The organism is Micromonospora sp. NPDC049359 (assembly GCF_044466585.1).
Taxonomy (GTDB): Bacteria; Actinomycetota; Actinomycetes; order Mycobacteriales; family Micromonosporaceae; genus Micromonospora.
The window spans coordinates 276,517-288,528 of record NZ_JBITMW010000007.1 but is presented as its reverse complement, the minus strand read 5'-3'; the positions used below and the strand labels follow the sequence as shown (position 1 = coordinate 288,528).

The following is a 12,012-nucleotide window of genomic DNA, read 5'->3' as shown; positions in this document are numbered from 1 at the left end:
GGCCAGGTGTGCCGCGTAGAGCGGGTATCCGGTTCCACAGATGGTAGGAGGAAGAACAGATGTCGGATCTTTACAATGAGTGGGACTACTACAACCAGGACGGCAGCTACGCCAACGCTTACAGTGGCCGGAACTCGCCGACGGCCGCCGGGTCGAACAATTATGCCCAGTACGCTCAGTCGCCGGGGGCTGGATCGGACCCGAATCTGGCTGGCTACCGGTCGGGTGACGTCGTCTCGTACGACCGACTGAGCGTTGACACGCAGTATGTGGACAGCGGTTCGCAGTATGTGGACAGCGGTTCCCAGGGTTACGCGCAGTACGCCGCCGCGCCCACGCCCTACCGGATCGACCCCGTCCCTCGGGAGCAGTTGCTGTTCTCGCAGACGGACGGGCGAACGGTAAATGACTTCTACCCGAATATCGACTACAACTACCGGCTCATGGGAGAGGGAAACTCGCCAACTTCGCCGGTAGCTGAACGGTCGGGCCTGGATCTCGATCGGAACCACAGCGAGTACCGCGGGCTGGAAGCCGGCTTCATCGCCGCCCTCGAGGGAAGGCCGGTCAGTATCGTGTCGACTGGTGATGGCAAGGTGGGTGTGGTTCCCGCTCCGGAGCCCGGGTCTTATCAGCCTTCCCTGCAGGACGGTGGGTCGAGCCTGGGGGTGGGTATGGCTTCGCAGCCCGGGTCTTATCAGCCTTCCCTGCAGAACGCCGACTCCGATGCGAGCATCAGAGGGTTGGCTCCCTCCGATCAGTATCAGATTTCGGAAACCCCAGACCGCCGCAGTCACGATCAATCAAGTGTGGTGCGGATCGATGCGGCCGGCCGAAGGCATTGGGCGACCTGGGAACAGGCCGCCCTGCTCGGGGCCGCCGTGGGATTGACGGGGGAGGCTCTGGCGAGGGCATTGGTCGCCCCTGCGGGCGTTGTCGCCGCTGTTGCCGCGACAAGCGCTCCGGATGTGGTGCACGGGCTGTGGAACGCCAAAGCTGAATTCGTGAAGTACCAGAACGGTCAGAAGCCAAACTGGGACAGGGCGTTGAGTGGTCTTTCGAAGGCCATCGCGTACGGGGCGACCGCTGGCATCCCTGCTCAGATGTACCGCGCCTACCAGCCAGGTGCGGGGGACTCGAACCAGGTTGTGTTCAATCGGGCCGAGATGCGATTGGCGGCTATTCCCGCCAGTATCGCCGCCGGGGGTGCCTTCGCGGCCCTCGTGTTCGACAAGCGGGCGCGGGCGCAGCAGGAGAAGGAAACGGGGGTCAATCAGCATCACGGCTTCGCCGGCCTGGAGTCGCAGAGCGCGGAGGGCCGGGATCGAGGGCGGGAAGACAACCCGGGCCTCCACCGCCGCAAGGGTAAGGAGAAGGTGAAGGCCGCGGCTCAAGGCTCGTGATGGTCGGGCTCAGCGTTGTCGCAGAGGAATTGTGAGGACTATCCGTGACAGGCGAAACTCGGCAGTCCGAGTCGCTCCGAGATGACGTTCCCGACGCACAGTCGCCGCGGGAAGCGCCTGCGTCCGAGAAGAAGAGCGAGCCGTTCTTCATTCTCTACCTCAACGGCCCAACCTACCTGGAGGAGATGCGACGGCTGTCGCTGTGGGTGGAGAAGCTCCTGATCCCGGTGTACGGCGAGGAGGTGACATCCGGGGCGCCGTGGTGCCCGCGCTGGCACGAGCACACCGAGGCCGTCGCCTACTTTCACGGGCTGTGGCTGGCCTGGCAGGACAAGACCGGCCCAAAGGCCAGTCTCACCGGCCCCTCCGAGTGGCACCGGGACCACCTCGGCCCCACCATGACCGCGCTCCGCAACCCTTCGGGTCCCTTCGCGGGTTGCAAACCCGGGGCACACCGCGCGAAGGAGCGCCCATCCGTCGAACCGGCCGGCCCCGAGAACTTCGGACCCTGACGCCGCACCCCGTACCGGCCCGCCGAGATCGAACGGCGGGCCGGCCCGGCGTGGCGGACGTGCAACGACGGCTGGGCGGATGGGCCTGGACTTCATCCGGCACTCCCACCGAGGCGTCGGCGGCGGGTGAGGTTCAACAGGTGTGGATGATCCGATCAACACCGGGCCGCGTCCCGCTCCGGCGCGCCCTGACTAGCATGCCCTCGTGATCGAAGAATTGGTCAGGAGCGCTGCCGCCGAGGACGACGACGCCATCGAGAAGCTGTGCGTGATCGCCGACGCCGACCCGCAGAGCCTGACCCCGTACCTGGGCGCCCTGCTCGATGCCGACGTGCTGTGGCCCGCGAGGGTGTACCGGGCGGCGGACGACGACGTGGTACGCCGGATCATCGAGCGGATCGACGGCGGGCGCACGCCGGACCGGCTCAACCATCTGCTCGTCATCCTCGCGCACACCGCGCACCCGCTCGCCGAGAGCGCCATGCGTCGCTGGTCGACGCGACCGCCGGCCGGCGCGGACGAGCTGCACGTCAGCGTCCTGAGCTACGCGCTCGAGGGCGGCTGGACGGTCGACGTGGACGGCGGCCGCCGGGATCTCTGCGGGACCACCGCGTACCAGTGGGTCATGCGCGACGCACCGCGACGTGCGGACGGTCCCACCTGCCCGTGGTGTGCGTCGCCACGGTGGATCGCCGCGGACCTCGACACGGCGGAGCCCGCTGTCCGGGACGCGATGGCGCACACCGGCTGGTCCGGCCGGCTGGTGATCGAGACCTGCCAGTTCTGCGCCTGCTACGCCACCCTGTACAGCCAGGTCACCCCGGCCGGCGACAGCACCTGGTGGACCGGCAACACCCGCCCGAGCTACCTCGGTGATGCTCAACCGGAGGACCCGCCGGCGCTGGCGCCGGTTCTGGGCCCGGCGCGGTCGACCCCCTACCAGGCGAGCGCGTGGGACCAGGGCGGCTCGACGCTGGGCGGGCGGCCCGACTGGATCCAGGACGCCGAGCACGCGGACTGCCCCGGGTGCGGTCAACCGATGGACTACCTGGGCCTGGTCGGCGGCGCGGACCTGGACGAGTACGGCGAGGGCGCCTACTACCTGCACCTGCACCAGCCCTGTGGGTTCGCCGCGGTGAACTACCAACAGAGCTGATCGCCGTACCGGCGGAATGAGACGTTCAAGGTGGAGATTCCCGGCCGGGGCGGGAAGGATGCTCTCGTGTCACCGGACGTGCAACCCGCCACGGAGGTGCAGGCGTGGCGGCCGAAACTGTCGGGCGTCACCGAGGTGCTACACGCCCATTTCACCGATCATGCCTATCCGATGCACGCTCACGACACCTGGACGCTCCTCATCGTCGACGAGGGCGCGGTGCGCTACGACCTGCACCGGCACGAGCGCTACGCCTTCGGTGAGCTGGTAACCCTCCTGCCTCCGCACGTTCCGCACAACGGTCGCTCGGCCAGCCCGGAGGGTTTTCGGAAACGGGTGATCTACCTCGACGCGAGCAGCCATCTGTCGGCCGACCTCGCCGGTCGATCGGTCGGCATCTCCAGCTTCCCCGATCCCTGGCTGCGCGACGCCATCTCGGCATTGCACGGCGCTCTTCTGCAACCCGGGGACGAATTGCGGGCCGAGACGCTGCTGACTCTGCTCACCGACAGTGTGCGCGCCCGCCTGGGGGAGCGGATCGTCATGCCGGACGCCGATCCCAGGGCGGCCTACCTGCTTCGCGACCTGATCGAGCAGCACATTGCCGACGGGGTCTCGCTGTACGAGGCCGGTCGGCTGCTGCACTTCGACCCCTCGTACCTGGTTCGGGCGTTCAGCCGCGAGTTCGGCATGTCGCCGCACCGCTACCTGACCTCCCGGCGGGTCGACGAGGCGCGACGCCTGATTCTGGACGGGCACCCCCTGGACCGGGTCGCCACGAGCAGCGGCTTCTACGATCAGCCGCATCTGGCCCGCCACTTCAAGCGGATCCTCGGCGTCAGCCCGGGGGTCTTCGCTCGCACGGCTGGGCTCGCCGCGGCGTCGACGTAGCTGCCGGGAAGTGCCGTCCTTGCCCGTGCCGAGGAGTCACGTCAACTTCGTACAAGACCCCTGAGATGCCCAGGCCACATGATCGAGCCATGCAGCCTGAACCAGCGCCCGTGCGCTTCGACACCAAGATTGCCGTGCTACTCCGCGACGACGTGCTGCCCTGGCAGCGCCTGAACATCACGGCGTTCCTGGTCAGTGGAGTGGGCACGGTGGTGCCCGAGGTGATCGGCGAGCCGTACGAGGACGCGGACGGCGCGCAGTACCTGCCCATGTTCCGCCAGCCCGTCCTGGTCTTTCAGGGCGACCGGGATGTGTTGCGGTTGGCGCACCAGCGGGCCCTGAGCCGCGACCTGCCCATGTCGGTGTTCACGGCCGAGTTGTTCGGCACGGCCCACGACCGGGACAACCGGTCCGCCGTGCGGGCGGTACCCACCGAGAAGCTCGACCTCGTCGGGCTGGCGGTCTACGGTCCGCGCAACGCGGTGGACAGGGTGTTGAAAGGCGCCGACATGCACCCCTGACCGGTGGTCGCCGGTGAAGGGGTCAGGCACTAGATCATGCGACGCCGTACCCGCCACACCACCACACCGATCAGGACCCCCGCGACCGCGACGAACAGCGCGGCCTCGATGAGCTGGAACGTCCAGAACCGGTCCGCCGGGTGGTAGACCCCGAACTGCTGGATGCCCCGCGCGTGCAGGAACTGGTTGAGGTTGGTGCCGGCCTGGTTGGCGGCGTCCTCCAGCTCGTGGTACTCGGTCGAGCTCAGCCTGCGCCCGGTGGCGTCCGCGTAGCCGCGCTCGACCACCCAGTCGGCGAACCCGGGCGCGGCCCGTTGCCCCGCCTTCGAACCGCCGACGGGGACCGGCGTCATGGTGGTGAGCGGGGTGGCGTACGCGGGACGGGCCAACAGCGCCACCGTCATCCGGGCGGCGAGGAACGCCCCGAGCGCGACGCCGAACGCGGGCAGGCTGCGGCGCAGGATCGCCCCGGCGGCGGTGGCGACGCCGAACGCGAACAGCGCGTACGCCACCGGAACAAGCCCTTCCAGGTCGAAGGCGTCGTACTGGAACCGCCCTTCCCACGCGTCGAACGGCTGACGGAACCAGGTGAGCAGCCGTGAACATCCCGGTGAGCGTGACGGTGACGCCGGCCAGCGCCACGAGTTTGGCCGCCAGCCAGCGCATCCGCGGCACGGCCTGCGTCCAGGCGAGCTGCCAGGTGCCGTCCTCCAGCTCACGCGCGAGCAGCGGCGCGCCGAGGAACGCGCCGATGACGACGGGGACCAGGTAGAAGGCCGCCAGGAGGTTCTCGACGTAGCCGTACCCCTCGTCGAGCCGGCGGAAGGACGCCGCGCAGGCCTCGTTGACACCGGCGTCTCTCGCACACCGGGCGGGACCGCCGGGGAACAGGTCGTGGGCCTGCGTTCCGAGCACGAGCAGGGCGATGCCGAACAGACCGACGAGCAGACCCAGGACGCAGACCTCGGACCGGACCGGTGCCGGTCCGATGGAAGTACGGCCTCAGTTCCAGGATCTTCCAGCCCGGGTCCACGCCTCCTGGTCCACCGGCCGAGGACCCTGTTGCAGCCACGTGATGATGCGCTGGGCGTGTTCCTCGGGGGTCTCGGCGGATGACTCCAGGCGGAGGGCCTCGTCGAAGTACGGGAACGCATGGGCCCGCTCGCGAACGAGCGCTTCGTCGAGATCCGTGGCCTGATGACGGTCCCGGAATCGGCTCACGGCCTCGTCGGGCGTCACGAAGAACTCGACGACCCAGAGCGATGCGGAGGAGCCGGCCAACGCTTTGCGGAGACTGGCACGCTGGTCACGCCGAGCGTAGGTGCACTCGAGGACGACCGTCTCTCCCTGATCCACGAACATGCGGGCGAGGAGATGCGCGGCGTCGTAGGCGCGCAGGCGATCGTCACGATTTCGATCGGATCCAGGAAACAGGAGGTCGAAGAGGGTGTCGACCTGCAGGTGGATCCGACCGCGACCCGGCCAGGACCGCCCGGCGGCCAGGACCGCCCCGGCCGTGGTCTTGCCCGAGCACGGAGGGCCCGAGAGCAGGACGATCCCGTTGCTGGTCATTCCGCTCGCGTTTCATGATCGTGGAGGACGCGTCCCCAGTTCCGAACGGACACGGTCTCGAAGCGCCCGAAAGTGTATCCACCCGGATCTGCCGCAGTTTGGTCGCCAGCCCTCGTCCAACGATCAATCATCGTGAGCAAGGGAACCGGGCCGCCGGTGCCGGTCAGCCGACGGCCGGGGCGAGCACCGATTCGCACCAGTGGCGGAACGTCGTGCCGACGCCTTCCTCGCGGGCGGGTGGGTAGACACCCGCCGTCTGCGCCTCGGCCATCTCGATCATGGCGTCGACGACGGCCGGGCTCGCTCCGGACGACGCGTACCGGGCGCGATAGTCGGCGAGGGTGGCCTGCTGGTAGGTGACCGGCCGGCCGAGGGTCTCGGAGATGATCTGCGCCATCTCGCGCGGGGTGTGGTCAACGGGTTCGCGCACGGGTACGTCCTGGTGGCCCGTCCAGGTGGTGTCGGCGAGCAGGCCGGTGGCCGTGCGGGCGATGTCGGCGGTGGCTACCGCCGCGAGCGGCGCGTCGGGGTCGGCGGTGAGCACGAACATTCCCTGGCCGCTGATCAGGTCGACCTGGTGCAGCAGGTTCTCCATGAAGAACGCCGCCTGTAGCGAACGGTAGGCGGCGCCGCTGGACTCCAGCGTGTCGTCCATCGCCCAGGCCGCCGAGAGCAGTCCGGCCGGGCCGTCGAATCCGCGGCCGAGCGAGGAGACGGCCACGACGCGGGGTACGGCGTGCGCACGTACCGCCTCCGCGATGGGGCGCGCGAAGCCGAGGTAGTGCTCGGTGACGTCCGGGGCGCCGAAGTTCGGTGGTACGAGCACGAAGAGCGCCGTGGCGTCGGTCAGCGCGGTCGTGAGCACGGCGGGGTCGGCGTGGGAGCCGACGATCACGTCGGCGTGCTCGCGAAGGGGCTCGGGCAGGCGGGAGGGGTCGCGGGCGATCAGGCGCAGCGGTGCGCCGGCGGCGCGCAGGGACTCGGCGACAGCGGCGCCGATCGTGCCCGTGGGAGTCGTGATGACGATCATGGCTCCCATCGTCGCGCGGGTGCTCGCGGGCGAGAAGGACCAGTTCGGGCGGCATTATTATCCTCAGGGTATGAATCCCGTGGAGTCCCGGCCGCTGCGTTACTTCGTGGCCGTCGCCGAGGAGCTCAACTTCAGCCGGGCCGCCGAGCGGCTCGGCATCGCCGCGCCGGCCCTGTCGCGCGCGATCTCCGGGCTCGAGGCGGACCTCGGCGTCCGTCTGCTCGACCGCACCACCCGAAGCGTCGCGCTCACCGACGTGGGCGCGGTGCTTCTCGCCGACGCGCGGGCAGCGCTCGTCGCACTCGACGCCGCCACCCGACGCTCCCGGCGAGCCGCGGGTGTGCCCGGCGGCAAGCTGGTGGTCGCGGTGAAGGCCGACGTCGAGGGCGGCCTGCTCGAGGAGGTGCTCGCGGCGTACCAGGCGGAGCACGCCGCCGTGCCGATCGAGGTCATGTTCACCGGCTGGCGCGAGCAGCCGGCCCTGCTGCGTGCGGGCGAGGCCGACGTGGCGATCGTCATCGAGCCGTTCGATGCCGATGGTCTGGACGTCGAGCCGCTGCTGTGTGAGCCGCAGGTGCTGGCGCTACCGGCCGGGCATCCGCTCGCCGGACGGCCCCGGCTGCGGATGGCCGACATCGAGACCGGGCATCAACGGACTGTTTCCGGCGCCCACGTCTACGTACGACGCGGCGAGCAACCGCCACCGTTCGGGGACATGGTGCAGATGCTGCGTCAGATCGAACTCGGGCGGATGCTCGCCCTGCTCCCGGTCTCGCTCGCCGAGCGCAACGCCAGGCCGCAGCTCACCTGGCGGCCCGTCGACGACGCGCCGGAGGCCGCCTTCTCGGTGGCGTGGTCGCAGAACTCGCACTCGCTCGCGGTCGCCGCGTTCGTCCGGGTGGCCACCGCGATCTCGGCCAGCCGCCGGACCAGCCGGCTGCCGGACGCCGCGGAGACCGCCTGAGCACCCGTCCGGTCAACCACCGTGACGCGGCGCTAGCGGCGGCGACGGGCGTCGGCCTCGGCGTCGAGCAGGCTGTTGAGGGTCAGCGCCGTGTTGATCAGCGACAGGTGGCTGAAGGCCTGTGGGTAGTTGCCGATCTGCTCACCGGTCGCGGCGATCTCCTCGGCGTAGAGGCCGAGGTGGTTGCTGAAGGTGAACATCTTCTCGAACGTGAGTCGGGCGTCGTCGAGGCGGCCGGACCGGGCCAGCGCCTCGACGTACCAGAAGGTGCACATGTTGAAGGTGCCCTCGTGGCCGGGCAGTCCGTCGGGGGAGTGGACCGGGTCGTACCGGTGGACGAGGCTGTCGGAGACGAGTTCGCGTTCGATCGCGTCCAGGGTGGACAGCCACAGCGGGTCGCTCGGCGTGACGAACCCGACCGCCGGCATGGCCAGCAGCGCGGCATCGAGCACGTTCTCGTCGTACGCCTGCACGAAACTGCCGCGTTCCGGGTGGTACCCGCGGGCCATGACCTGGTTGTAGATGCGGTTGCGCTGTTCGGTCCAGCAGGTCAGGTCGCCGGGGCGGCCGGTGCGGTTGGCCAGGCGGATGGCCCGGTCCAGCGCCACCCAGGACATCACCCGCCCGAACGTGTAGTTACGGGGGTGGTGCCGGCTCTCCCAGATGCCGGCGTCGCGCTGGTCCCAGTTGTGACAGAGCCAGTCGACGAGCCGGACGGTGCTCTTCCACACCTGGTGTGAGACGCGGATGCCCTGCTCGTCGGCGAGGTGCATGGCGTAGAGCGCCTCGCCGTGGATGTCGAGCTGGAGTTGGTCGGCGGCGCCGTTGCCGATGCGCACCGGCCGGGAGCCGCGGTAGCCCTCCAGGTGGTCGAGCACCTCCTCGTGCAGGTCGGAGGAGCCGTCCACCCGGTACATGATCTTCAGTGGGTCCTGGTGCTCGCTGGCCGTGCGGATGCGCTCGTCCAGCCAGTCCATGTAGCGGCTGACCTCCTCGGTGAAGCCGAGGCCGAGCAGCGCGTGCACCGAGAACGACGTGTCGCGTACCCAGGTGTAGCGGTAGTCCCAGTTGCGGCTGCCGCCGACCAGCTCGGGCAGCGCGGCGGTGGGCGCGGCGATCATCGCGCCGGTCGGCGCGTACGTCATGAGTTTCAGCGTGATGGCGGAGCGCTCGACCATCTCCCGCCAGCGGCCGGTGTAGCTGGAGCGTTCCAGCCAGCGACGCCAGTAGTCCCGGGTCCATTCGAACATGCCCTGGATCTCCTCCGGCGGAAAGATCCGTGGTTCGGTGCCGCCCGTCTCCAGGACCACGCCGCCGGTGTCGCCCTCGTTCAGGGTGCCGTACGCGACGAGGTCGCCGCCCTCGAGGTGGACGTCGCCGTGTTCGGAGATCAGCCGCCGTACCGGGTCGACCGGGTTGAACGTCAGCGTCGCCGACCGGCTGCGAAAGACGTAGCCGTTGTGGTGGCGCTCGATCTGGTGCTCCTGGCGGGCGTAGTCGAACCGTGGCCGGCACTCCACCCGGAAGCGCATGCTGCCGCGGACCATGGTGACGATCCGGACCAGGCGGTGCGCGTCGGTGACCCGCTCGCCGGTGACCGGCATGAAGTCCATCACCTCGGCCACCCCGTCGGCGCTGATGAAGCGGGTGATCAGGATGGGGGTGCCGGGCAGGTAGAGCTGCTTGGTGACGTACCGGACGTCGTCCGGCGCGATCCGGAAGTAGCCGCCCTTGTCCTTGTCGAGCAGTGCGGCGAAGATGCTCGGCGAGTCGAAGCGCGGCGCGCAGAACCAGTCGACGGTGCCGTCGCAGGTGACCAGCGCGGCGGTCTGCAGGTCACCAATGAGTCCGTGATCTTCGATCGCCGGATAGCTGTCCACGTCTCTCCCCGGTTCGGCCGCGTCCTGCGCATCGAACCTAAGGGGGTATGTGCCGAGTTACGCGGAAATGACGGTCAACCACCCTGTCGCGTACCCCCGACGGCACATCCCTCTCGGCGGGCCGCTCGTTGGTGCGACGAGGGCGGACGGAGGGGGACGATGTCGGGGAAACGGGGTGCGGACCTCCTGCGTCCTCCGGACAGCGCTGGCCGCGCCACGTTCCTGGAGCTCTTCTTCGACCTCGCCTTCGTGGTGGCGCTCACGCGGGTCTCGCAGCGCTTCGTCGAGCTGGACGGCGACGCGGGGTGGGAGCTCGTCAACGGGCTCGGTCGTACCCTGCTGCTGTTCCTGGCGCTCTGGCTGGTCTGGTCGCACACCACCTGGATCACCAGCCGCTACGAGCCGGAGATCGCGATCATCCAGGCCGTCGTGGTCGGCACCATGTTCGCCGGCCTGGTCATGGCGGTCACGCTGCCCCGGGCGATGGAGGAGCGGGCGTTCCCGTTCGCGGTCGCGTACCTGCTGGTGATGGTGGTCCGGCCGCTGGTGATCGCGGCCGCCCTGCGGGGCCATCCGCGGCGGCTGGTCGCGTTCCGGCTCGCCGCGTGGGCTGCGTTGAGCGCGCCGATCTGGCTGGTCGGCGCGCTCGGCCCGGAGCGACTGCGCCTGCCGCTGTGGGCCATCGCCGTCGGCGTCGACTACCTCGCCTGGTTCCTGGGGTGGCCGCTGCCGCGCCTGGGCTCCGCGGCGGTGGCGCACTGGCGGATCGCCGGTACGCATCTCGCCGACCGTTACCAGCAGATGTTCCTCATCGCGCTCGGCGAGTCGATCCTGGTGATCGGCGTGGTGTTCAGCGGCCAGGACTACTCCGCGGGGCGAGCGGCCGCCTTCACGGTCGCGTTCGTCACCAGCGCGCTGATCTGGCGGATCTACTTCCACCGCGCCGGGCTGCTGCTGACCGAGGCGCTGGGTGGGGCGGGCCAGCCCGCTCGCCTCGGTACGGCGTCGGAGCGGACGCACCTGCTCATCGTGCTCAGTGTGCTCCTCACCTCGGTCGGCTACGAACTGGTGATCGACGACCCGTTCGGCGCGCCCCGGCCGATGTGGCTGCTGTTCGTGGTGGGCGGGCCGGCGCTCTTCCTCGTCGCGCGGTTGCGGTTGGAGTACGAGGTGTTCGCCCGGGTCTCCCGATCACGGCTGATCGGACTGGTGATCCTGCTGCTGGGCACGCCGCTGTTGATCCGGTGGCCGCCGATGGTCGGCCTGTGTGCGGTGGCCGGGGTGCTGGCCCTGGTCGCGGTCCTCGACGCACTCGGCAGCCGGCGGTCCGCGCCGCAGGTGACCACCCGGTCGGGCGGGCGGGAGACGCCCGGCGGCCGCGACTTCGAGGCGTGACGGTAAGCCTCGACCGTGCCGCGACGACGGCGCGAGGGTGGGCGACGCGGAGGCGGGCGGTCGAGTCGACCGCCCGCCCGGTGTCGTCAGCTCAGAGTGAACGTCACGTCGTCGACGTCGAAGGCCGTGACGCCGTTGCCGGCCGTCTCGCTGCTCAGGAAACTCGCCGTCGCGGTGCGCTCGACCGCCGCCGTCCCGCTCGACATCACGTACTCCCGCCACTGCGCCCCGCCGTCGAAGGCCAGCGAGAACCTCGTCTTCGGCGGAATGCCGGTGACCGCCAGCCCGACGTTCAGGTAGTCACCGCGGGTGGTTTCCGTGGTGATGGTGCGGACCCAGAAACGGACCGTCAGGTCGCAGTTGGCCGGCACGGTGACGGTCGTGCGCAGCAGGTCGCTACGCGTCACGTCCAGGCCGGCGAAGGTGGCGTACGCGCGACCGGTGTGTGCCGGCCGGGTCTCGTCGCCGAGCACGACCATGCGCGGGCCGGCCGTCCAGCCGTTGGCGCCGCGCTCGAACGACGGGTTGGGGTGCACCTGCCCGGCGCAGGGCGCGGCGGGTGCCGGTGGTGCGTCGGATGCGTCTCGTGCGGCGGATGCGCCGCCCGTGACCAGGAGCAGCAGGGCTGCGGCGGTGGTGGCGATTGCCTTCATCGGTCCTCCTCGAATCATAGAAGGTTGCCGATATC

The 12,012-nt window shown here is 69.7% G+C and carries 12 protein-coding genes; 7 read left to right on the top strand and 5 right to left on the bottom strand.

What is annotated here, in order from left to right; translation table 11 throughout:
• The first annotated feature begins 59 nt into the window (after positions 1-59).
• From ACIBTX_RS18575 to ACIBTX_RS18555, 5 genes are all read left to right on the top strand, one after another.
• Complete coding sequence (locus tag ACIBTX_RS18575; protein WP_357172073.1) at positions 60-1,403, top strand: hypothetical protein; 1,344 nt, start codon at positions 60-62, stop codon at positions 1,401-1,403.
• 44 nt (positions 1,404-1,447) lie between these two features.
• On the top strand, positions 1,448-1,915 hold the full coding sequence (locus ACIBTX_RS18570) for a DUF4913 domain-containing protein (RefSeq protein WP_357121020.1): 468 nt from the start codon (positions 1,448-1,450) through the stop codon (positions 1,913-1,915).
• A gap of 205 nt (positions 1,916-2,120) precedes the next feature.
• Positions 2,121-3,071 (top strand): hypothetical protein, encoded by a 951-nt coding sequence (locus ACIBTX_RS18565; protein ID WP_396832770.1) that lies wholly within the window; start codon positions 2,121-2,123, stop codon positions 3,069-3,071.
• A gap of 36 nt (positions 3,072-3,107) precedes the next feature.
• The gene (locus tag ACIBTX_RS18560; RefSeq protein ID WP_396832797.1) at positions 3,108-3,962 is read left to right on the top strand and encodes a helix-turn-helix domain-containing protein; all 855 of its coding nucleotides are present in this window, start codon (positions 3,108-3,110) and stop codon (positions 3,960-3,962) included.
• Positions 3,963-4,051: 89 nt separating this feature from the next.
• The gene (locus ACIBTX_RS18555; protein WP_357121029.1) at positions 4,052-4,483 is read left to right on the top strand and encodes a DUF2000 domain-containing protein; all 432 of its coding nucleotides are present in this window, start codon (positions 4,052-4,054) and stop codon (positions 4,481-4,483) included.
• A gap of 29 nt (positions 4,484-4,512) precedes the next feature.
• Here ACIBTX_RS18555 and ACIBTX_RS18550 read toward each other — a convergent pair whose 3' ends face one another.
• The 3 genes from ACIBTX_RS18550 to ACIBTX_RS18540 form a co-directional block, all read right to left on the bottom strand.
• The gene (locus ACIBTX_RS18550) at positions 4,513-4,995 is read right to left on the bottom strand and encodes a hypothetical protein (RefSeq protein ID WP_357121032.1); all 483 of its coding nucleotides are present in this window, start codon (positions 4,993-4,995) and stop codon (positions 4,513-4,515) included.
• Positions 4,996-5,485: 490 nt separating this feature from the next.
• Complete coding sequence (locus ACIBTX_RS18545; RefSeq protein ID WP_357398259.1) at positions 5,486-6,055, bottom strand: AAA family ATPase; 570 nt, start codon at positions 6,053-6,055, stop codon at positions 5,486-5,488.
• Between the two features lie 163 nt (positions 6,056-6,218).
• Positions 6,219-7,085, bottom strand: a complete 867-nt coding sequence (locus ACIBTX_RS18540; protein WP_357121038.1) for an NAD(P)H-binding protein — start codon at positions 7,083-7,085, stop codon at positions 6,219-6,221.
• Between ACIBTX_RS18540 and ACIBTX_RS18535 the strand changes: the two genes are divergently transcribed.
• Positions 7,075-8,049: a LysR family transcriptional regulator gene (locus ACIBTX_RS18535; protein ID WP_396832769.1), complete on the top strand. Its 975-nt coding sequence runs from the start codon at positions 7,075-7,077 to the stop codon at positions 8,047-8,049. The genes ACIBTX_RS18540 and ACIBTX_RS18535 overlap by 11 nt on opposite strands.
• A gap of 32 nt (positions 8,050-8,081) precedes the next feature.
• Here the strand turns inward: ACIBTX_RS18535 and ACIBTX_RS18530 are convergent, their stop codons facing one another.
• Complete coding sequence (locus ACIBTX_RS18530) at positions 8,082-9,929, bottom strand: glycoside hydrolase family 15 protein (RefSeq protein WP_357172079.1); 1,848 nt, start codon at positions 9,927-9,929, stop codon at positions 8,082-8,084.
• 159 nt (positions 9,930-10,088) lie between these two features.
• Here ACIBTX_RS18530 and ACIBTX_RS18525 point away from each other — a divergent pair, with 159 nt between their 5' ends.
• A complete protein-coding gene (locus tag ACIBTX_RS18525; protein WP_396832768.1) occupies positions 10,089-11,324 on the top strand; it encodes a low temperature requirement protein A in 1,236 nt (411 codons plus the stop codon).
• Between the two features lie 86 nt (positions 11,325-11,410).
• Here ACIBTX_RS18525 and ACIBTX_RS18520 read toward each other — a convergent pair whose 3' ends face one another.
• Positions 11,411-11,977, bottom strand: coding sequence for a hypothetical protein (locus tag ACIBTX_RS18520; RefSeq protein WP_357121051.1), 567 nt, complete (start codon positions 11,975-11,977; stop codon positions 11,411-11,413).
• Positions 11,978-12,012 lie beyond the last annotated feature (35 nt).